Origin of the sequence: Pseudoalteromonas sp. 1CM17D, assembly GCF_023161805.1 — a bacterium.
Classification (GTDB): Bacteria; Pseudomonadota; Gammaproteobacteria; order Enterobacterales; family Alteromonadaceae; genus Pseudoalteromonas; species Pseudoalteromonas atlantica.
The window spans coordinates 105318-127317 of record NZ_JALNTP010000008.1; the positions used below are offsets into that span (position 1 = coordinate 105318).

Below are 22000 nucleotides of genomic sequence, written 5' to 3' on the forward strand. Positions count from 1 at the left end.
TATGCATCCCCTTTTAGAAAAAGCTCAACAGTTAAAACAGCAACTTAACTTTAATTGGTCGCTAATTTTTGGTGTGAGTTTTTTTCTGGTGGTAGTGATTGGGCTCGTGCAAATAACTACCGGTGTATCTGATTGGCTAGTAGAGAACAAAGATGCACAAATAAAGCACTTAACAGTGCTAGGAAAGCCCAAATACACTGACGAAAAGGCCATAATAAAAGCAATAAAAAAGGCCGATTTAAGCAGTTTTTTTGAGCTAGATGTAAAACGCGTACAGCAACTGGTAAAAGATTTACCTTGGGTTGCAACCGTATCGGTACGCAAGCAATGGCCCGATACAATACAAGTGTACGTAGTTGAACACGAAGCCGTAGCCCATTGGAATAGCGATTTACTGCTAAACCAAAGTGGCGATGCCTTTGAAGCAAGTAGCGATAAACTCGCCAATGATTTACCGCAACTTTACGGCCCAGAAGGCAGCGAAAAAGAAGCGTGGATTGCCTTTAAGCAGTTTGACGAAATGCTAAAGGTAAATGCATTAACGTTAAAAAGCTTAGCCCTTTCGGAGCGTTTTTCGTGGCAGTTATGGTTAGATAATGGTGTGCGCTTAAATTTAGGGCGCAAAGACAAAGCAAAGCGAGTACAGCGGTTTATAGATGTGTACCCGCGCATGGAAAAGCGTGCAGATGCACAAATAGATGCAATAGATTTACGCTATGATACCGGCCTTGCAGTTAGCTATAAGCCTGTGCAAGAACAGCAATTACAAAATAAGAGTAAGGCATGACTAAGTCAGCAGAAAGAAACCTAGTGATTGGATTAGACGTTGGTACCTCAAAAGTGGTGGCCACGGTAGGTGAAATCACCGCAGATAACAAGCTCAGCATTGTTGGTGTGGGCAGCCAAGTATCTCATGGTATGGATAAAGGCGGCGTTAACGATTTAAACTTAGTGTCTGAGTCGATTCGCCGAGCAATAGATGAAGCCGAGTTAATGGCCGATTGTCGTATTAGCTCAGTGTACTTAGGGATTTCTGGCAAGCACATACAATGTCAAAACGAAAGCGGCGTGGTTGCTATCAATAATACAGAAGTAACCGATGAAGACATTGAAAATGTAATTCATATAGCGCGCTCTGTGCCTATTTCGGCCGAGCGTAAAATGCTGCATGCATTACCGCAAGAATACAGCATTGATATGCAAGAGGGCATTAAAAACCCCCTTGGGATGAGCGGTGTACGTATGGAAGCACGTGCACACATTATTACTTGCTCAAACGACATGGCTAAAAACATTGAAAAATGTGTTGAGCGCTGTGGTTTAGAGGTTGATCAGCTTATATTTACCGCACTTGCATCGTGTTACTCGGTTTTAACCGATGACGAAAAAGAGCTTGGTGTAGCGGTACTTGATATTGGTGGTGGTACAATGGATATCACTATTTATATTAACGGGGCATTACGTCATTCTTCGGTTATCCCTGTGGCGGGTAATCAAGTAACCGGTGATATTGCAAAAATATTTCGTACACCTATATCACATGCTGAGTCACTCAAAGTACAATATGCATGTGCAAGTAGCCAAATGGCCAGTAACGAAGACACCATAGAAGTACCAAGTGTAGGCGGGCGACCAGCACGATTAATGTCGCGCCATACTTTATCTGAAGTGGTAGAGCCTCGTTTTAGAGAATTATTTGAATTAGCGATGGAAGAAATTCGTCGCTCAGGTTTAGAAGACCAAATTGCGGCAGGCCTCGTTATTACAGGCGGGACTGCTAAAATGACTGGCGCAATGGAAGTGGCTGAAGACATTTTCCAAATGCCAGTGAGAATAGGCAAACCAATCGGGATAGTTGGTTTGACAGACTACGTAGACGATCCTTCGTACGCAACCGCTGTAGGTTTGTTACAATACGGGCGCACTATGCAATCGATGAATGCACAAAAGTCGAAAGCAGAGGATAATAATAATTGGTGGAACCGCATTACTAAATGGTTCCAAGGCGAGTTTTAAAGTACTCAAGTCGGAGAGTAAACATGTTTGATATGATGGAACAACACAGCGAAGAAGCTGTAATTAAGGTAATTGGCGTGGGCGGTGGCGGCGGTAACGCTGTTGAGCACATGGTAAAACAACAAATAGAAGGCGTGCGCTTTATAGCCGCAAATACGGATGCACAAGCATTACGTAATTCCGCTGCCGATATTACCGTACAACTAGGCACGCAAATAACCTCAGGGTTAGGTGCAGGTGCAAACCCAGAAGTAGGCCGCGAATCGGCTGAAGAAGATGCAGAAACAATCCGTGCCAGCCTTGAAGGCGCAGATATGGTATTTATTGCTGCCGGCATGGGTGGTGGTACAGGTACAGGTGCTGCACCAGTGGTTGCTAAAATTGCCAAAGAATTAGGTATTTTAACGGTTGCTGTAGTAACGCGTCCTTTTGACTTTGAAGGCAAAAAGCGCGCAGCGGCTGCTGAACAAGGCATTAACGAATTGTCAGAAATTGTAGACTCACTTATTACAATTCCGAACAATAAGTTGCTTAAAGTTTTAGGTAAAGGGACTACACTGTTAGATGCCTTCGCTAAAGCAAACGATGTACTTTTTGGTGCGGTTCAAGGTATTGCGGAGCTAATTACACGCTCTGGTTTAATTAACGTGGATTTCGCCGACGTACGTACCGTAATGTCAGCAATGGGTACTGCCATGATGGGCACAGCCTCTGCATCAGGCCCAGATCGTGCTCAAGAAGCTGCAGAAGCGGCTATCTCAAGCCCATTACTAGAAGACGTTGATTTAACCGGTGCTAAAGGTATTTTGGTTAATATTACCGCGGGTATGGACATTGCGATTGAAGAATTTGAAATTGTGGGTAACCACGTTAAAGCGCTAGCGTCTGAAAATGCAACTGTGGTTGTAGGTGCGGTTATTGACCCAGAAATGAGCGACGAGTTACGTGTAACCGTTGTTGCTACGGGTTTAGGCGGCGATCGTCGTCCGCAGTTTGGTATTGTTGATAACGGCTTTAAAAAGGCATCAGGTTCTGATGTAGCAAGTTCATCAAACCAATCTAGCAGCATGTACGTACCAAGCTTTGCAAGCCAAGGCACAAGCACTGAAGAAACGACGCCAAGCACGCAAGTAGAAAGCAAAGAACAAGCGCCATCTACAAGCTCAAGCAACACGGCAAGTTCATCAGCGCAAAACAGTAAAAAAGCGGATAAATCAGAAGGCGGAGATTATTTTGATATTCCGGCTTTTTTACGTAAGCAGGCTGATTAACATTTACTAATGCTTTTGTTTGAAATATGTACAAATATTGAAAGGCAAAAGGATTTATGTTAAACTCCGCCGTCTAACTGTAACTGATTTAAAAGTGAGCGAACCTATGATTAAACAGCGTACGATTGCACAAGTAGTCAAAGCCATAGGAATTGGACTTCATAAAGGTGAGAAGGTCACAATAACTCTCCGACCTGCGAGCGCAAATACCGGGATTGTATTTCGTCGTGTCGACCTTGATCCGGTTGTTGATTTTGAAACAACACCTGAAGCCGTTGGTGATACGCAGCTGTGTACCTGTTTAATTAACAAAGATGGCGTTCGCTTATCAACGACTGAGCACCTAATTGCAGCGGTTGCTGCAATGGGTATCGACAATTTAATTGTTGAATTAGACAGCTCAGAAGTGCCGATTATGGATGGTAGTGCATTACCGTTCATTTATTTGTTACAAAAAGGCGGCATTGAAGAGCAAAATGTTGCGAAACGCTTTATTCGTATAAAAGAAAAAGTACGTATTGAAGAAGGTGATAAATGGGCCGAAGTAGAACCATATGATGGTTTTCATATCGACTTTGAAATTGCCTTTGATCACCCGGCCATTAATGAAAGCCGCCAGCGCATTGGTTTAGATATTACTGCGCAGAGCTTTACTGAAGAAATTAGCCGTGCACGTACATTTGGTTTTATGAAAGACATTGAATACATGCATGCTAATAACCTAGCACTTGGTGGCAGCATGGACAGCGCAGTAGTACTTGATGACTTTAAAGTACTAAACCCAAATGGTTTGCGCTACAGCGATGAATTTGTAAAACACAAAATATTAGACTGTGTGGGCGACATGTTTATGACAGGTCATAACCTACTAGGTAAAGTAACGGCTTATAAATCGGGTCACGATTTAAATAATAAGTTACTTCGCAAAATTATGGCAACAGAGTCAGCATGGGAGTGGGCAACATTTGAAACGCCTGTTACGATGCCTGCACCCGGCCTTGAATTAGCGACGGCCTAATTTAGTATTTTTTAAAAATACACGCTCACAAACAGTTATAAAAAATGACGCTTAATAGCGTCATTTTTTTTGCCTTAAATTAGCGAGTTGCAGCTAATTACTATTAATTTTTAATAATTAACGCGCAGCTTAAAGCGCTAAAATTGCTAGTAACTGTGCCAGTTCAGTTATGGTGTAGGTTGGGCTTATGCCTGCTGGTAACTGCTCGCCTTGGTGCTGTAGCCAACAGGTATCAATACCGGCATTATTGCCTCCTAAAATATCGCTAGAGGCAGTGTCGCCCACCATTAATATTTTGCTTTTGTCTGGGTTACCCATAAGCTCAAATGTGTGCTCAAAAATAGCCTTGTTAGGCTTAGCAATGCCTACCAGCTCTGATATAACCAGCCAATCAAACATATTTTCAAGGCCGGTATGCGCTAGGCGCAGGGCTTGCAAACGGGCAAAGCCATTAGTAATAATACCCAATTGTGCATGCGGTTTGAGTGCATTTAGTAAATCGATTGCGCCGGGGAGTGGTTCACAAATTTGTGCCATAGCATCTAAAAATGCATCGTTTAGCTCTTTAGCGGGGACCCCTAATTTTACAGCCCACTCGTTAAAGCGGGTTACTTGTAAGTAATCGGCGCTAATTTTTCCATCTTGATAATCTATCCACAGCTGCTTATTAGTTTTTTGGTAATGGATGTAATCAGCTTGAGTAAACTCAATGTTGTACGCTTTAAACATGCGGGTCATCCCCGCTAAAATATCAAACCTGAATAGTGTCTCGTCTGCATCAAACAGTACATAACTGTATTTCATTAATTTTCCTGATAAAGGCTAGGGTGTAAAAAAGGAGCCATAGCTAAGGTAAGCGCTTGGGTGTAGGTGCTTTGACGAGTGGCATGATTGTTTGTGAGAAGCCCTATCGCGCCGCCTTTTTGCTTAACATTATGGGTGTTAAATGCTTTATCCATTACATCGCCAAGCTCTTCTCCGCTTAGCAGCGCGTTATATAACACTTGCGGTAACGGCAGGTTACTGCTGCGTCCTATCGCTTGCTCAGAGCCATTATTAATCACAACATAGGCAAAGGTTGCAGCTCCATAGCTAAATTGCTCTGCACCGCCTTCCATTGCACAGTAGTAATCTGCTTGGTACATGCTTTTACAGTAAGTAACTCGGTTTTGTGCGCCGATACGGGTTTGTTCCTCGCCAATTGGTTGATCGGGAACATTTGAGGGAGCATCAACGCCTTGGCAATCAATTTCGTAACTAGGAAAGTACATTGCAAAAATATGTTTTGCAGCGTTAATTTTTACTGGGTTTTTAGAGCCCACAATAATTTTTAATGAGTGCGACACGTTTTCCCTCACTGTTAGCAAAAGCAGCAGTGTACGTCAGAAGTGTAAATCATAAAAGAGGGGCTAAATGGGTATATCTAAAGGGGCTAGGTTTTCAAGAGCTCGCTTTTTAACAATAATGTCTTTAATAAGCGGAGTAAGCACCAGCTCCATTGCTAAACCCATTTTACCGCCTGGCACCACAAGGGTATTTATACGTGACATAAAGCTGCCTTCAATCATCTGTAAATAATACGGAAAATCAACGTCATCAATTCCTCTAAAGCGAATAACCACAAAGCTTTCATCTAGCGAAGGTATATCTTTTGCGCTAAATGGGTTTGACGTATCAACCGTTGGCACACGTTGAAAGTTAATATGGGTGCGCGAAAACTGCGGTGTGATGTGGTTAATGTAGTCATCCATACTGCGTACAATGGAGTCCATTACTTTTTCGCGAGAGTGGCCGCGGTCTTGCGTATCGCGGATCAATTTTTGGATCCATTCAAGATTAATAATAGGCACCATGCCTATAAGCAGATCCACGTGCTTAGCTACATCATGATCCTGATCAACCACGCCACCGTGCAAGCCTTCGTAAAACATTAGATCAGTGTTTGTTTCAAGATCTTGCCAAGGGGTAAAGGTCCCCGGTAATTGATTGTATGGCACTGCTTCGTCAAAGGTATGTAAGTATCGGCGCAATTTGCCTTGGCCTGTTTCGCCGTAGGTACCAAATAAGGTTTCTAATGCGCCAAAGTCATTGGCTTCACGGCCAAAGTAACTTATGTGTTTACCTTCTTGTTGTGCTTCGCGTACTTTTTTATCCATTTCTGGGCGCGTGTAACGATGAAAGCTATCTCCTTCGATAAAAGCCGCATCAATGTTGAGGCTACGAAAAATATGTTTAATTGCATTGGTGGTAGTGGTAGTTCCCGCACCCGACGAACCTGTAATAGCAATGATAGGATGTTTAGCTGACATGTATTTTCTCTTTTTTAGGACCAAGTTAGTTATAAAGAGTTGACTGACTTAGGTCAAGTGACGCCATCGGCAAATAACGTTATCATGAGGTGCTTAAAAATAAAACGAGAGAAAGCATGAAACTTATTAAACCATGGCTTGGGCTAGTCTCTTTAGCGGCGCTAAGCCTTGCTACAGCGCAGGCTAGCATGCCTAAAAGCCAAATATTACTTGCTGATTTAAATACACCCTACGGTATGCAAGTGAGTATAGTGAGCGACAAAAATAGCTATAACAACCAACCTTATTTAACAAACCAGGGTATTTATTTCACCCATGAAGTTATTTCAAGCGAGCAAAGTCAAACCGATATTGCCTATTATGACTTAACAACCAAGCAAGTAAGCAACATAACAAATACGCCAGTGAGCGAATATTCGCCCACTGTTATGCCCTCAAAACAAAGTTTATCGGCCATTGTGGTAGAGCAAGATAGCAAACAAAAGTTGTGGCAATACCCACTTGATACTGAGCAAGCACCAAGCCGTATTTTTGATTGGATTGAACCTGTTGGCTACCATGCATGGGGCGCTCAAAGCGATTTAGTGATGTTTATTTTAGGTGAGCCACATACATTGCAATATACTTCGGTTGCTGCGGCAAAAGGCGAGCTGGTAGCAAGTAACATAGGGCGTACGCTTATTTATAACAGTAAAACCGCAACATTTTTATTTAGTTACACAAAAAATGATCAGCATATTTTAGCAAGCTTTAACCCGCAATCTAAACAGGTAGAAGATTTACTTAGATTGCCAGAGCAAGTACAAGACTTTATTTTAAAAGATGCTAATACAGTGGCTTATGCGGTTAAAAACCGTGTATATATGCGTAACTTAAGCGGCACCGATGAGGTTTCTCAATGGCTTAACTTAAGCCCATATTGCGAGACAAACATAACGCGAATGAGTTATAAAAACGACAAACTTGCCTTTGTATGCGATGTAAAATAATTCGGACTTTGCAGCGCGTATAGGCTAATGTAATGCACAATTAAACATTAAAGGGATCACCACGTGGCTTATAGTGCAGATGAGTTAACAGAGCAGCTCATTCAGTTAAAGTGCAGAAGCAACTTTAAAATTAAAAACATTGCTGAGTACATGTTAGCAAATTCTAAAGAAGCAATTTATACCCACAGCGAAGCGGGTAAAGGCAAAATAATTATTCGCCCAGCCTTTGAGGTGTTTAGCGATGATTTTGCAACAATTGATGAGGTAACACGAGTACAAGGTTATTTTCATAGTAGCGAGATGACACGCTTTCCTACACGTATTCACAAAAGTGCGCAGCCGATTCACTATGGTGTGGCCTTTAAAATTAACTCAGAGCAAGCAGCAAAAGACTTTATTGCCAAGCTAACACAGATTATTAACGGGTAAATAAAAGCCGCTGAGTGAATAACTCAGCGGCTTTTTTAATTATACATATTTACTTTTAATTAAGCTTATTTGCTTTTTAAAAAGTCATTAACTGATGCCAGTTCACGCTCTTTAAGCGCAATACAGTCATGGGTACTTTCTTCAAGCTTGCTTAGCGTACGAGCGTAGCCCGGTGTTTCTTCAATTTTATCTTTAAAGAATGCTTGCGTGGTTGCTAAACTTTGTTCATCACAACGCGCGGTTGTAAAGTACGGTAAGTTAGGCACAAAAAACGGCGGTAAGCTTTGTGTTACCTTGTCGTAATTGTTGTATATCCACTCAATAAATAGTGCTTGGCGTGGCTCGCTATAACTTTGACCCGCTAAAATAGTGCGCATATCAGATGCGGTTACTTCGTCGGTTAGGGTGTACGCTAATACCTGCTTTTGTAACTGCGCTTTGCCCATAAAGCCCATTGCAGCCAGCATGTTTGTGCGTACTTGTGGATCTTTAGTGGTTTTAAAGGTTGCCATAAATTGATCAAGTAAGGCTTTATCCCCATTATAGGCGGCAAGTTTTAAGTAGGTAGCTGCTAAATACGGATCCACTTTTTGCGGATCGTTTAAGTACACTTGCGTTTGCTCTTTTGCTTTGCTGATCACACGTTGATCTTCACCATCAAAACCTAGTAAAGACACAACACCCGCACGTAGTTGCGATACTGCACCGTCTTCGCCAGCTTGTGCTTCCAGTGAGTATTTTTTAGCTGCAGGCATTACTGCACTGCGAATAAACTCAGGCCATAACGCTTCGTTGCTTTCATCTTTAAAGGTATTTTTTTGCGATACCAAATAGCCCAGCGCTGTATTTGCAACACGAGGGTGATCATCGCTCACAAATACTTCTAAGGTTTGCATTAACTTAGCCGCCGATATTACACCCGCATCAAGTAGTGCATCAGTGGCAGAGAGCAGCGCTAAACGCTCACGATCATTAAGTGCTTGCGGAGCATGTTTTATTAGTGAATCAAACTGCGCATCGTCCATTACCCAGCGGTAATAACCTAGCGCCCCTTCATCGGGATAAATCCACTGTGGCTCAAAATCAAGTGTTAAAGTTTGGCTTTGCTTATTGAGTAAAATACTCGCAGTTTTTACTTTATCACCAGCGCCATATTTTATCCCAACAGGGACATTCCAAAGCTGTGCGGGTGCATCTACACCAGCATTAGCAAAGCGACTTTGCGATATAGTAATTTTTTTACCGTCTTGTTTTACATCTACAAGCGGAAAAGAAGACTGTTCAATAAATGATTTTAAAACACTCGCAACATCTTTATTAGAAGCTTTACCTAGTGCTTCCCATAAATCGGCTGCTTCGGCGTTTTTATACGAGAATTTTTTTAAGTAACTTTGAATCCCTTTTTGGAATGCCTCTTCACCAATCCAGTTTTCAACCATAGCCAGTACTGCGCTGCCTTTACTGTAGGCAAGCCCTAAACCATCCATAATATCGGCTTCGGTTTTAATTGGTTTACGAATAGGCTTAGTGCTTAAGCGAGCATCTAATGCCATTACGTTGTTTTGTGGTAAATCAAGGTGAGATTCAAATTCTGGATTAAGCTGCTTAGTAATCTTTGCCGCCATCCAGCTGGCAAAAGCTTCGTTTAACCATAAGTCGTTCCACCACTTCATGGTAACTAAGTTACCGTACCATTGATGGGCAAGCTCGTGAGCAATAATCGACACATTACGCTGTTTTTTACTGCGTGTAGCGGCTGCTAAATCAACCAGTAATATATCTTCGCGGTAGGTTACTAGGCCTGAGTTTTCCATTGCGCCAAAAGGAAACTCGGGTACAGCTACCGAATCGAGCTTTTTATAAATATAAGGAATACCAAAATACGCCTCAAGTGCAGCAAGTACTTTTGGCATGTTCTCTTTTGCGTAATCAGCTAAATGAATTTTACCCTGCGGGGTAATAACACGCCCTGGAATTGGCATGTCTTTTATTTCAAGCTCTTCAAAAGGGCCCACGGCCATAGCCACTAAATAAGAAGGAATAGGTGGCGTTTTATCAAAGTAATGCGTTGTCATCTCGCCGTTAACTGTGGTTTTAAGCTCTGGCGTATTGGCATAAACCTTTTGAGACGTTGGCGCTGTAATTGTTAACTGAAACGGTATTTTATAACTTGGCTCATCAAATACTGGAAATGCACGGCGTGCATCATTCATTTCAAACTGAGTAAATAAATAAGGTGTGCCCTGATCAATTGTTTTGTATAAGCCCACACTTTGGCGATTATACGGCGCAGAAAAATCTATTTTTAGGGTGTACTTACCCGGCTGAATTTGCTCATCACAGCTAAATTTTACTTTTTCTGTTTTTAGCATTTCGTTATTTAAGTCGCAGTTTTCATCGCCTAGTAACTGCGCCATTTTAACAGCGTAAGCCACGCCGTTAAGTTCAATGTAATGAGTGGGTTTTAACACTTCTAGGGCTATTTCTGTCATCCCTGTAAAGGTGTCTTGGCTTGGGTCGAGTGTTAACGACACCTTTTGTGAACTTGGTTTAGCAAGCTTTTCGATAACGAACTCGTTAGCGTTGGCAGTAGTCATTGCTAAAGCAACACTTACTGTTAATAGGCTTTTTAAAAACATAGTGATCCCTAGATTGTTGTTGTTAGAAATTGACTCAAACAGGCATTTCTATGCCCTTAAAAATTGAGATTTAGATATCCTAGCAGTTTTTTTTATGAGAGTAATTTAATAAAGTGGCTGCTTGGATTTAAAATAGTAACAAATAGTGTCAGTGGCTCTGGCGCTGCTTAAAGCGCTGCCAATGCAGCTGTGGGTTAATGGTGCGAATTTGCTGTATTACGTTGTTTAGTAAGGCGGTATCGTCAAATTTATCATTGGGGTATTCGTTAAACCCCATTAAATAATTAAAGGCGTCTTTTGAATTAGCCTGTAATGCGTAAATACGTACTTGTTGCTCAAAATTAAGCCGTAGGCTGCTTATGGCGGTTTTCATACCGAGTTGATCAACAGTGGGAATGGCACATTTTTGCAAATAACCCGCACGTTCACCTTCACCAGTAAACCAAATGCGTACTTTTTCGCTGTAACGGCCAGACTTAGCCGGTAAATCAAACAACAAACGTGTGTGATTATGTGCTTTAACAAAGGCAATAAAGTCGTTAAGCCCTGCATCAACTAAGGCTTGATGCACCGGAACCAAGCGCGCTTTTATTTTTCCATTAGTATGAAAATTAAAACATAAAATGCCATTTTTAAGCTCAAGATCGTCAAGCGTTAAGCAGCCAATTTCATCGCTATATGCGCCACTGTAATAGGCAATTAAAGGCAACCAAAAATGCCAATGCTTTGCTTGCTCTCTTGCTACTTTAAAATCGCCATAAATATAGCCGTTATAAAGCGTATGCAGTTCCATTGCTGAAAAAGGGCGGCGGCCAAGATGGGTTTTCAACGTAATCCCTTGAAATTAATGACATGTTATATTTTATACTTAAAACAGATAAACATGCGAGTATCGATTTTAGTATTTATGTTTTTAGCTACAAAACAAAAACACCCACTTAAAAAGCAGGTGTTGTATTCACTATTTAATTTATAGTGGCAGTTATTCGCTAAGTGCGCGTGCTAAGCCAACAGGCTCTATTTCTACACACACTTGGTCGTCATTCCAATTTAAACCAACTAATGCGCTGTCTTCGTTTAAATCTTCTACCCACTCATCTAAAAATTCATCTAAATTAATTTCTACAGGCGTAAATTCTTGCCACTCTTCTTTACACTGGGCTTTTGCTGCGTCTTCGCTCTCCCATAAAAGCAGTACATCCGTTTCGGCAAACTGGTTAGATTCGCACACTACAAAGCCGCCGTCGTCGCCACCTAACGCCCACACTTGCTCGCTTAAACGTACTTTTTCTACAAAGCTAACTAGTTGTGATTCAATTTCAATATCGCTCATGTGTTTACCTTATTTGTTTAGAGTCTGGGATCGGTGCTTACTGCAGCTTGACGCGTGCCATAGTCGTTATAAAAACTGACTAAAGCAGCGTGTTGGCTAAAGTCTGTTAATTCACGAAAGCAAATCCAATCAAGTAGGCAGTATAAACTGATGTTAAGGCATTCACAGCCTTTAAATTCATCATCGTTTAAATGACTATTTAAATAGCTTAATGTTTGTGCAATTCGTTCGTTTTGCAGATTAAAAAATAATTTATCGTCGTTAGTATCAAACCCTGAGCGTCTGCTAAGTGCTAATTCTACTAACGAGTCGTTACAGGCGTTGATAATATTAAGTAGGTGCTCTTGCGACCAGCTTAGTGGTGTTTTACCAGCCTTGGCGATAAGGTAACGTAAAATAATGGTTGAATCGCTTAGCGTTAAATCACCATCAATTAAAACCGGTATTTTTCTTCCTGGGTTATTACTGGCTAAGGTAGGGCGGTCTTGCTCAGAAAAAATATCTAGGTTTACTAGCGCTAAGTCAACATTGTTTTGTGCTGCCCACATTCTTACTCTGCGCGCAAATGGAGAAGGGTTAGATCCTATAAGTTTCATAATTGCTCCTAAAAAAAGCCGCATAAGCGGCTTTTTGTGTTGCGATAAGTCAACGTTATTCTGAGCGGCTTGTCACTTCTAGTAAGTGATAGCCAAACTGTGTTTGTACAGGGCCTTGTACTTGATTAATTGGCGCTGAAAATACAACTTTATCAAACTCAGGTACCATCATACCTGGGCCAAACTCGCCAAGTGCTCCGCCGTCTTGACCAGAAGGACAGTTTGAATATGTTTTTGCAAGCTCTGCAAAGTCTTCGCCTTGTTCAATCTTAGCTTTTAAATCTAAGCACTCTGCTTCGCTGTCTACTAAAATGTGCCTTGCACTTGCCACTGCCATAAAATCTCCTGTTTAAAGTTGGTGTATTTAACCATTAAAGCCAGTCTAGTTAGTTTTAACTCGCAGTACCAGTATAAACTTAATTGATGAGTAGCGTATTTTCAATTGCATCAATTAATTCTTTTGAATTAGGAGCTACTTTACTGTTAAAGCGTTTAATTGTTTTACGATCAGCTGAAACTAAATATTTATAAAAGTTCCAGTTAGGTGAGCTGGTTTGTGCGTTTAAGTGTTTAAATATTGGATTTGCATCACTGCCGCGAACTTCGCTGGTAGTAAACATAGTAAACGTAACGCCGTAATTAATAAAACACACTTTTGCTATGTCTTTTTCATCGTTTTCTTCTTGAAAAAAATCATCAGATGGAAAACCTAATACCACTAAACCTTTATCTTTGTATTGTTGGTGTACTTTTTCAAGGCCCTCAAATTGAGATGTAAAACCACAATTGCTAGCCGTATTTACAATGAGCAAAGGGCGGTTTTTAAATTGGCATAAGTTTAAGGATTCTTTTGAGCGCAGCTTACGTATCTCTACATTTGTAAAGTCTTCACATTGTTGCTGCTGTTGTTTGCTGGGTAACGTGTCATTTGCTTGGGCAGCTAAGCTCGTAATAAAAATACTGAGCCCTAGTATCGTTTTTTTTAACATACTCAACGCCTAAATTTATAATTGTTTGACTAGTCTATCTTACGCTAATATGCACAAAAGTGATCAACAATATTAAGCTGTTATGACTACACGTTTAGCCACTATAGAAGATTTACCTGCCATTGTCGCAATATACAACGAAACGATCGCCTCGCGTATGGTGACCGCCGATACCGAAGAAGTATCGGTACAGAGCAAACGTGAGTGGTTTAATAGCCACACCGATAAACGGCCTATTTATGTTTATTGCGAAAATGACCAAGTACTTGCTTGGCTAAGTTATAAATCGTTTTATGGGCGCCCCGCATACGATGGCACCGTCGAAATGAGCATTTATATTACCAAAGCGGCGCAAGGTAAAGGACTTGGCAAAAAGCTGATGGGGTTTGCCCAAATAGAGGCTAAACAGCTAGGAATTGATGTATTGCTTGGTTTTATATTTAGCCACAACTTACCAAGTATTAAGTTATTCAAGCACTTTGGTTTTAGCGTATGGGGTGAGTTGCCTCATATCGCGGTAATGGATAACACACGCTACAGTTTAACAATATTCGGTAAGCATCTACCAAAATAGTTGTGGAGCTTATCGGTAAAAAAATCAAAATTAAGTCTAACAACCTATACCAACTAAGAAATTATAGGCTACGCTATTAACATATAAAGTGTTTACGATAGTGTGGCTTAATGAGTCGAAAAATTTTAATTGTAGATAGCAGCAGTGTTATCGCAATGAGAGTGAAAGTTTTACTAGAATTGATAGGTTGTGAGGCTGAGCTCGTTCATTACTCTATGATTGATTTATACTCTAACACCAGCCAGTATGACTTGGTAATTGGTGCTTACGGAGTGCCGTGTGAAGTAATAAAGTCGTTAGCTCAAAAAATCTCACAAGACCGCTGTGTATTACTTGCCCCTAAAGCCGAAAGCGGTGAGCAACTTAGCGCATTTAGCGAGCTTAATAAGCTAGTCCCAGATGCAACGGTTATTTATCCGTTTTTTTCAAATAAAGAAATTACCTCATTACTCGAAAACCTCTTAGAGCTTGGCTCTAGCCACGTTTTAAAACTCCCCACTATTTTACTTGTTGATCATATGCCTGAGCGCCTTGAAAAAATGAAAAGTAATTTAGTCGGGGCGCATATCAAAACGCTAACCGCAACCAGCGCAACCGAAGCGGTGGCAGTGGCTAATGAAAACAGTATAGATATTTTAATTAGCGATTTTAGCTTTGAAGATGGCACCGGTTTAAATATTTTTTCTGCTATTAAAATGTCTCAGCCAGATTGCCGATGCTTATTGTTTACCGCACGCCCTGAGCAAGTTTCAATGATTGAGGCAATTCGTAAAGGGGTCGAAGATGTTTTAATAAAGCCTCTAACCGATAGCGTACTGCTGCAATCGGTACATAAATTGTGGCAAACAGAGCTTTTAAAACGCCGTAACGCTGAGCTAGTTGAGCGTTTACAAGATACCGTTGATGCATTAATCGAAAAAGACAGCCTACTACAAGTTATTTATAAAAATACCCCTGACGCCATTATGCTATTTGAGCGCAGCGGCAAAGTAATAGAAGCAAACGATGCCTGCTTAAGGCTGTTTAAGCTGCCCTTTGACAAACTCGCGGGTTTTTCGGTATTTGAATTTTTAGATGAGGAATCAAGTGCTGAAATAAAAAATAAAATCAGCACACTCAATCGTAACCGCCAATTTAGTAGCGACCTACGTTTGCAAAAAACAGACGGCGGGTATATTCCGCTAGTTGGTTCGTTTAACGAAATAGACCACCATGGCGAAATTGCGTTAGCGGTTATATTTAAAAATGTAACTCACTTAAAACAAAAAGAAGAATTACTCCTTGAAGCCAAAGACCTACTTGAGGAGCAAGTGCGAGCTCGTACTTCGCAGCTAGAGCATGCTAAAAATGTGGCCGAAGCTGCCAATTTAAGCAAATCGGAATTTTTGGCTAACATGTCGCACGAGTTACGCACCCCTATGCACTCTATATTAAGCTTTTCTCGATTTGGTTTGAGTAAGTTAGAAGCGGGCGATTTTGCTAAAGATAAACTCTTAAAATATTTATCTCGTATTGAAAGCAGCGGCGAGCGTTTACTGTCGTTATTAAACAACTTACTTGATTTATCTAAATTGGATGTAGGGAAATTTCCATTTAACCCACGTCCATACAATATAGAAAGCATTATAAAAACCAGTATCGATGATGTCTCTGGTACGGCTATGGAAAAAGAAATTGAAATTGTTTTTTCAAAACCCGGGCCAGTGGTTGTGCAGTGTGATGAAGAGCAAATTAATCAGCTATTGCGCAATGTGTTAGGTAACGCACTTAAATTTAGCGAACCTAAAAGTCGTATTAAAGTGAACTTAATGGCTGATCAAGATAGCGCCATTATTGATGTAATAGACAATGGAATAGGTATACCTGAGGATGAATTAGAGCACGTGTTTACTAAATTTGTACAAAGCAGCAAAACGAACAGTGGCGCTGGTGGTACTGGCTTAGGGCTTGCGCTTTGTAGAGAGTTTGTAGCACTTCATCAAGGCGAAATTACGGCAAGTAATAATAGCGATGGTGGTGCAACAATTAGGATTCAGGTACCCCTAGAAATAGATTTAGATGAGCATTTAGCCGATGATAAGCTAGCAGTGCAAGATAGCTAATTATATGTGTAAGTAATGTTTAAATGATATTTAATTGGATGATGAAAATATGGCCTTAACTAAAATTCTTGCTGTAGATGATGAACCTTTCAACCTTGAAATTATTGAAGAAATTTTAGAAGATCTTGATTTCGAATTACAAGTTGCCACAAGCGGCCCTGAGTGTTTAGCCATGGTTGAAGGCTACATGCCCCAAGTTATTTTACTTGATGTAAGTATGCCGCAAATGAATGGCTACGAAGTGTGTAAAGCATTAAAGGCGAATCCGAATACCGCGCATATAATTGTTATGTTTGTTTCCGCTAGAGGAACGGTTGAAGAGCGTATGGAAGGTTACTCAGTCGCTGCTGAGGATTACATTGTAAAACCGTTTGGGCATGATGAGCTTAAATCAAAACTTAAAAACTTAAACCAAGTATTAATAGAAAAACAAAGCCTTGAAAAACAAGTAGAAGATGCAACATCTACGGCATTTAACGCTATGGCAAACAGTAGCGAAATGGGGCAAATAGTTAATTACATTGAAAACATTGGTTTTATTAATAATCCGCAAGATTTAGGTAAAGCCTTAATAGACTGCTTACAAACGTTTGACCTACAAAGTAATGTTGAATTTAGACATGGCGATACAATAGAGCACTTTGCCCTTAGCGGAGTGTGTTCGCCTATTGTAATTGAGCTGTTTGATATGCTTAAAAACAAAGGTCGCTTACATGAGTTTTCTCACCGAATATTAGTTAACTACGAGATGATAAGCTTATTAATTCTGAATATGCTAGATCACGACCCAGATAAACACGGGCGTATTCGTGACCACGTTTGCTTTATTGTCAGTGTGACTGAGCAGCAGTTACGTGCAATTATGACCAAGCAAATGCTTGAGTCGCAGCAGCAAAAGCTAAATGATGTAGCCAGCACAGTGCATAGTAAGTTTCATGGCTTAATTGGGTTACTAAACGAAAACCGCGAAAGTAACGAAAAAGTATTCAAGCAATTACAAGAAGACTTAGAAGTGCGCATACCCACAATGGGGTTAGATGAAGACCAAGAGGTGTTTATTTATAAAAAAGTGGACGAAACTATTCAAAATTCAATTGCCAGAGAAGAGTCGGTTAAACAAGTTAAAGCCGCCTTTACTGAAATTGAACAAGATTTATAAAAAATAAACCTTTCACAATAAGGCTCACCTGAGTGATTTACGCATCACGAGGTAAGCCTTTTTCGACAATTCTAATTAGGCGCTGTGTTTTACGGAGTTGCTCTTGTTGTTTATTATTTTGTTGCTCAAGCGCCCACTCTATATGCTCTTTTACTAGCTGCGAGCTAGACTCATGTTTGCTTTCTAAAGCGTTAATAATGCTAGGGCTAAAATCGGCATTGCCTAAACCCACCGCTAAATTACGCAACCAACGTTCGTGACCAATACGGCGAATAGGGCTGCCTTCGGTATTTTTTAAAAAAGTAGGTTCGTCCCAGTCAAATAGCTCAAGTAAATCTTTGTTTTTTAGTTGTGTACGGGGATGAAAGTCTTGCTCATCGGTAATTTGACCATAACGGTTCCATGGGCAAACCAATTGGCAATCGTCGCAGCCATAAACTCGGTTCCCCAATAATGCACGGTATTGCTCAGGTATAGGGCCTTGGTGCTCAATGGTTAAGTACGAAATACATTTACGTGCATCTACCACATACGGCTCTACAATTGCGCCTGTTGGGCAAAGCGTAATGCAAGCTACACATTTTCCGCAGCCTTCAAACGTGTTTTCATTATCTATTGGCAGCGGTAAATCAACAAAAAGCTCACCTAAAAAAAACCACGACCCAGCTTCTTGGTTTATTAATAAAGAGTGTTTACCTCGCCAGCCCAATCCCGCTTTTTCAGCAAGCTGGCGCTCAAGCACAGGCGCAGAGTCTACAAATGGCCTAAAACCGTAATCGCCAATTTCTTGCTCTATTTTTTGGCCCAGCTTTTTTAGTCGGTTGCGCATTAATTTGTGATAGTCACGCCCTAATGCGTAGCGGCTAATGTAGGCTTTTTCGGTGTTTTTTAGTGTTTTGGCAAAACTAGCATCAGGGGGCAGGTAGTTCATTTTTACCGAAATAACCCGCTGGGTGCCAGGGACTAGTTCAGCAGGGCGAGCGCGTTTCATGCCATGGGCTGCCATATAATCCATAGAGCCATGGTAGCCCGCATCTAACCAGCGCTGTAATTGTGCTTCGTGTTTAGATAGGTCAATATCGGTAATACCCACCTCACTAAAGCCGAGTTCTTGGCCCCAGGCTTTAATATTTTTGGCTAGCTGTTGGTAGTTGGGGGTTGAGTTACTCACACACATTACACACTTAAATAATTAGCTGCGTAATTTACCATATTTATAAAGCGCTGTTGAATGTTGCCAGTTAAAATATTAAGGCAATACAGCTCTCGGCTTTTGTTTTGCAATTGCTTATTGCACAAAGCGCTTTAATTGCTGTTGTGTTTGCTGGCTAAGTGCATGTGATTGCTGGCTATTACTTAGCGCATGATCAATAGCGCTTTTAGCTTGCTCGCCTAAGGTAACAATTTGCTCTACCGATTGGTGAGTGTGCTGCTGCGCTTGCTCTAGCGTATGCACCGCATCCGCTATTTGCTGTAGCTGCTGTTGGTTTTGTTCAAACTCGCTTAGCATTGTTTTAAACCCTTCAGAGGTATTACTAATGGCGCTTTGTGCGGTACCTGAGTGGCTAATTAACTGCTCACTTTCTTGGTTGGTTTCGTTAACCAGTTCATTCATTTGGTTAATAAAGTCGCTTATTTGTCGGGTTGCACCACTTACTTTTACCGATAATGTACGTACTTCATCAGCAACAACAGCAAATCCTCTGCCAGCTTCGCCAGCGCGTGCCGCTTCAATGGCAGCGTTTAGTGCCAGTAAATTAGTTTGATCCGAAAACTCCTCAACCATTTTTAAAATGCTGCGAATGTTTTCGCTGTTTTCTTTAAGGCCAGACACCGTTTTAGAAAATCTTTGCAGCAAGGTACCAATAAGCGACACTTTATCGACTAAGCTTGCAAGCTCTTGCGACGAAAGCTTAACAAAGTCTAAGTGCTCGCTGTTTACGCTATGCACGCTGTCGGTATTGCTCACTATGCCCTCTAAGCTTTGCACTATTTGGTTACTCGCATTAATAATATTGTGGCTTAGCTGAGTTTGCTGCTCACTTAACTGCTGCGTATTTTGCATAGCGGTATTTACATCAACATTACTTTGCTCGCTGGCTTTAGCGCTGGCGTGAGTTGTACTTAGTAAATCACTTAAGTGATTAGTAAATAAGTTATATTGCGTACTTAGTTCTTTAAATTCGTCAAAAGAAAATTGCGGTAAGTTGGCGGCTAAATTAGCCTCTTGCTGGTTTATGTTTACTAAAGTGTCGCACATAGCTTTTACAGGGCGCACTATTAAATAGCGCATATAAAAAATAGTAAAGGCAAAGCCCGCTACAATAACCAAGGTTAACAACCAAAATGCGCTAGTACTGTGCTGCTCGCTTAAGCTTTGATATAACCAAAATAAGGTAATGGCCTGAAACAAAAAAACAAAGCTTAAATTACCCACTATTTTACGCGTAAGCGTATAAAAAAATGTTCGCTCAATATAATTATAAAATTGCATTACACCACTCATTTATTGCTTACCCATCTAGGGCGTGTTGACCTTTGATGGTTGAATTTGCAGCAGTATGTTTGGCTTTTAGGCAAGGCAGAGCCTATGAAGTGTGGTTATTCCCCATAAATAGGCGATAACGCTACATAAATGCCAAACATGCGCTGCCCTTTGGGTTCTGCCTAAGGGCGATAAACTCTTTGTTGCCTACATGGATGTAGGTAAGGGGCGTGAGCAGGACGCGGAAGCTTTACTCGGTTTTTACTTAGCCCACTAGGTTACAAGCCTCGCGCCGCGATTTAATCGCCCCTAGATTGAACAAATTTCAATCCGCAAAGATCATCACGCCCTAGCTAGATTATCGACTAAGTTACCGTTAACTCAAGTAATAATGTTTGCTAAATATTTTTTAGAACGAGCGGGGTAATTAGTAAAAATACCATGCACCCCAATTTTTATCATAAAATCCATGTCTTCTGGCCTATCTACGGTGTAGGCATAAACTTGCAGGCCTCGTGCTATGGCATCATCTACAAAAGCTTTATTTACAAAGCTTTTGTCTACATGAACACTATACGCATTTAACTGTTGAGCAAACTGTGCATAATTTAATGGAATTGATGAGGTTAACGCGCCAATGTGTAACCACGGTAACCTATTTTTAAGCCAATGAATTTGATGGTGATCAAACGACGACACTAAAATATTACCTTTAGTAATAACGCCTTTAGCAATATTGTTGTTTAAAATAGTGGCAAACTTTTCAAGCTCAAAGGTATGTTTAAGCTCTATATTGAGTAATGTTTTATTGTTATTCCAATCAAGTAATTGCTGTAGAGTGGGGATTTGCTCGCCGTTACCGGCATCCAACAGACTAAGTTGCTGCGCCGTAAAGTCGCTTACTTTACCGTGCCCGCTGGTGGTTCTATCTAGCCAGGAGTCGTGTATGAGCATATAGTCATCAAGCGCACTTTGAATATCAACTTCAATGCCATCTACCCCTACATTTAACGCTTCTAAAATAGCGCTTTTAGTGTTTTCTGGGTAATTGCCGCTTGCCCCGCGGTGCGCAAATATTTTCATTTTCTAGCCTTTTGAGTAATAGACCACGTTTCAAAACAGGCTGCACTGACTATAAGTGCACCGCCGATAAGTGTTAGTAGCGTTGGGCGCTCATGAATAATAACAATAGCCAACAAAGTGCCGTAAAGCGGCTGCAAGCACGAAATTAACCCCGCAGTAGCTGCCGATAAGTGCTTTAAACTCGCTGCAAATAGCGAGTGCGGTGTAGCGGTAAAAATAATACCCGCCACAGCAATTAAAATAAGGTCGTGGTTACTCACCTCATACACAGGGACCTTAATAAATGCGCAAAGCATAACACTTGCCACTAAGGTTTGATAAAACATGGTTTGTGGGCCGCCATATTGGCTAAAAAAGCGCTTATGGGTAATATTTCTAATCGAAAAAAACAAAGCCGAAACCACACCCATAATAACCCCTAAGGTTACATCGTCGCCTAAATTTGCGCTGGGTACGAGTAAATATATACCAAATACAACCACAGCTGCGCTGATAATATCTTTTGCTTGGGGCCTGCTTTTATTGAATAAGGGCTCTAAAAACACCGTCATTACTGGGTAGCTAAAAAAAGCCAGCATACCCACAGTGACGCCCGCCATTTGCATACCTGCAAAGTAAGTAACCCAATGCATGCCTACCGCTACACCTAAAAATAACGCAATGAGGTAATCTTTTGGTTTGTTTAACTTAATTTGTTTTTTTTGAAAGTACAGCATAGCCAAAATTGCCATGCCAGCAATAGCGGTACGATACACCGTAATATCAATTGCATTTAACCCTATTAACTTTGCAAAAAGGGCGGTGCCCCCAAAAAGTAACACGGCAATATGTAAGTAAATCAGGCTTTGCTGTTGTGGCTGCATTTAAATGAGAACTCCTTTTTTTATTATCTTATCACTGGGTGCGAACTCACAGGATGAAATTTTTAAAACATGACAAATGTCAGCAAAGTTAATGACATTTCACACTCTTATTATTTTTTGGCTTTGGCATAGTTAACTTATCTTA

At 40.9% G+C, this 22000-nt stretch carries 22 protein-coding genes; 9 read left to right on the plus strand and 13 right to left on the minus strand.

The window, feature by feature from the left end:
* Window position 1 precedes the first annotated feature (1 nt).
* The 4 genes from MSC25_RS14495 to lpxC all read left to right on the plus strand — a co-directional run bounded on the left by MSC25_RS14495 (window position 2) and on the right by lpxC (window position 4305).
* Window positions 2–787: a cell division protein FtsQ/DivIB gene (locus MSC25_RS14495; protein WP_004589419.1), complete on the plus strand. Its 786-nt coding sequence runs from the start codon at window positions 2–4 to the stop codon at window positions 785–787.
* On the plus strand, window positions 784–2016 hold the full coding sequence (ftsA, locus tag MSC25_RS14500) for a cell division protein FtsA (protein WP_004589420.1): 1233 nt from the start codon (window positions 784–786) through the stop codon (window positions 2014–2016). The genes MSC25_RS14495 and ftsA overlap by 4 nt, the downstream gene beginning before the upstream one ends.
* A 23-nt stretch (window positions 2017–2039) precedes the next feature.
* Window positions 2040–3287, plus strand: a complete 1248-nt coding sequence (gene ftsZ / locus MSC25_RS14505; RefSeq protein WP_004589421.1) for a cell division protein FtsZ — start codon at window positions 2040–2042, stop codon at window positions 3285–3287.
* Window positions 3288–3393: 106 nt separating this feature from the next.
* Window positions 3394–4305: a UDP-3-O-acyl-N-acetylglucosamine deacetylase gene (lpxC, locus tag MSC25_RS14510; protein WP_004589422.1), complete on the plus strand. Its 912-nt coding sequence runs from the start codon at window positions 3394–3396 to the stop codon at window positions 4303–4305.
* A gap of 129 nt (window positions 4306–4434) precedes the next feature.
* Here the strand turns inward: lpxC and yjjG are convergent, their stop codons facing one another.
* The 3 genes from yjjG to MSC25_RS14525 form a co-directional block, all read right to left on the minus strand.
* Window positions 4435–5109: a pyrimidine 5'-nucleotidase gene (yjjG, locus tag MSC25_RS14515; RefSeq protein WP_248443818.1), complete on the minus strand. Its 675-nt coding sequence runs from the start codon at window positions 5107–5109 to the stop codon at window positions 4435–4437.
* The gene (gene yjjX / locus MSC25_RS14520) at window positions 5109–5651 is read right to left on the minus strand and encodes an inosine/xanthosine triphosphatase (RefSeq protein WP_064384753.1); all 543 of its coding nucleotides are present in this window, start codon (window positions 5649–5651) and stop codon (window positions 5109–5111) included. Before yjjX ends, yjjG begins: the two co-directional genes overlap by 1 nt.
* Before the next feature lie 63 nt (window positions 5652–5714).
* Window positions 5715–6614 (minus strand): phosphoribulokinase, encoded by a 900-nt coding sequence (locus MSC25_RS14525; RefSeq protein ID WP_004589425.1) that lies wholly within the window; start codon window positions 6612–6614, stop codon window positions 5715–5717.
* A 116-nt stretch (window positions 6615–6730) separates the two neighbouring features.
* On the opposite strand from MSC25_RS14525, the gene MSC25_RS14530 reads away from it, so the two are divergent.
* Together MSC25_RS14530 and MSC25_RS14535 are read left to right on the plus strand one after the other, a co-directional pair.
* A complete protein-coding gene (locus MSC25_RS14530) occupies window positions 6731–7603 on the plus strand; it encodes a hypothetical protein (RefSeq protein ID WP_248443819.1) in 873 nt (290 codons plus the stop codon).
* A 63-nt stretch (window positions 7604–7666) separates the two neighbouring features.
* The gene (locus MSC25_RS14535) at window positions 7667–8032 is read left to right on the plus strand and encodes a hypothetical protein (protein WP_004589427.1); all 366 of its coding nucleotides are present in this window, start codon (window positions 7667–7669) and stop codon (window positions 8030–8032) included.
* Between the two features lie 65 nt (window positions 8033–8097).
* Here MSC25_RS14535 and MSC25_RS14540 read toward each other — a convergent pair whose 3' ends face one another.
* The 6 genes from MSC25_RS14540 to MSC25_RS14565 form a co-directional block, all read right to left on the minus strand.
* The gene (locus MSC25_RS14540; RefSeq protein ID WP_248443820.1) at window positions 8098–10671 is read right to left on the minus strand and encodes a M1 family metallopeptidase; all 2574 of its coding nucleotides are present in this window, start codon (window positions 10669–10671) and stop codon (window positions 8098–8100) included.
* Window positions 10672–10819: 148 nt separating this feature from the next.
* Window positions 10820–11500 carry a hypothetical protein gene (locus tag MSC25_RS14545; protein ID WP_004589429.1) on the minus strand — a complete coding sequence of 227 codons (681 nt, stop codon included), beginning with the start codon at window positions 11498–11500 and terminating at the stop codon, window positions 10820–10822.
* Between the two features lie 153 nt (window positions 11501–11653).
* Window positions 11654–12004 (minus strand): DUF2750 domain-containing protein, encoded by a 351-nt coding sequence (locus MSC25_RS14550; RefSeq protein ID WP_004589430.1) that lies wholly within the window; start codon window positions 12002–12004, stop codon window positions 11654–11656.
* Window positions 12005–12021: 17 nt separating this feature from the next.
* Entirely contained in the window at window positions 12022–12600 is a 579-nt protein-coding gene (locus MSC25_RS14555) for a glutathione S-transferase family protein (protein WP_064384752.1), read from the minus strand.
* A gap of 55 nt (window positions 12601–12655) precedes the next feature.
* On the minus strand, window positions 12656–12937 hold the full coding sequence (locus MSC25_RS14560; protein ID WP_004589432.1) for a peptidylprolyl isomerase: 282 nt from the start codon (window positions 12935–12937) through the stop codon (window positions 12656–12658).
* 79 nt (window positions 12938–13016) lie between these two features.
* Window positions 13017–13589: a glutathione peroxidase gene (locus tag MSC25_RS14565; protein ID WP_004589433.1), complete on the minus strand. Its 573-nt coding sequence runs from the start codon at window positions 13587–13589 to the stop codon at window positions 13017–13019.
* An 82-nt stretch (window positions 13590–13671) separates the two neighbouring features.
* Here MSC25_RS14565 and MSC25_RS14570 point away from each other — a divergent pair, with 82 nt between their 5' ends.
* The 3 genes from MSC25_RS14570 (at window position 13672) to MSC25_RS14580 (ending at window position 17424) form a co-directional block, all read left to right on the plus strand.
* Window positions 13672–14163, plus strand: coding sequence for a GNAT family N-acetyltransferase (locus tag MSC25_RS14570; protein WP_248443821.1), 492 nt, complete (start codon window positions 13672–13674; stop codon window positions 14161–14163).
* A gap of 110 nt (window positions 14164–14273) precedes the next feature.
* Window positions 14274–16265 carry an ATP-binding protein gene (locus MSC25_RS14575; protein WP_248443822.1) on the plus strand — a complete coding sequence of 664 codons (1992 nt, stop codon included), beginning with the start codon at window positions 14274–14276 and terminating at the stop codon, window positions 16263–16265.
* 49 nt (window positions 16266–16314) lie between these two features.
* Window positions 16315–17424, plus strand: coding sequence for a response regulator (locus MSC25_RS14580; protein WP_248443823.1), 1110 nt, complete (start codon window positions 16315–16317; stop codon window positions 17422–17424).
* A 37-nt stretch (window positions 17425–17461) separates the two neighbouring features.
* On the opposite strand, the gene queG is transcribed toward MSC25_RS14580, so the two are convergent.
* The 4 genes from queG to MSC25_RS14600 all read right to left on the minus strand — a co-directional run bounded on the left by queG (window position 17462) and on the right by MSC25_RS14600 (window position 21855).
* A complete protein-coding gene (gene queG, locus MSC25_RS14585) occupies window positions 17462–18595 on the minus strand; it encodes a tRNA epoxyqueuosine(34) reductase QueG (protein ID WP_248443824.1) in 1134 nt (377 codons plus the stop codon).
* 117 nt (window positions 18596–18712) lie between these two features.
* Window positions 18713–19930, minus strand: a complete 1218-nt coding sequence (locus tag MSC25_RS14590; RefSeq protein WP_096042291.1) for a methyl-accepting chemotaxis protein — start codon at window positions 19928–19930, stop codon at window positions 18713–18715.
* A 360-nt stretch (window positions 19931–20290) separates the two neighbouring features.
* Window positions 20291–20992, minus strand: coding sequence for a glycerophosphodiester phosphodiesterase family protein (locus MSC25_RS14595; RefSeq protein ID WP_248443825.1), 702 nt, complete (start codon window positions 20990–20992; stop codon window positions 20291–20293).
* Window positions 20989–21855: a DMT family transporter gene (locus MSC25_RS14600; protein WP_054982831.1), complete on the minus strand. Its 867-nt coding sequence runs from the start codon at window positions 21853–21855 to the stop codon at window positions 20989–20991. Before MSC25_RS14600 ends, MSC25_RS14595 begins: the two co-directional genes overlap by 4 nt.
* Between the last annotated feature and the right edge of the window lie 145 nt (window positions 21856–22000).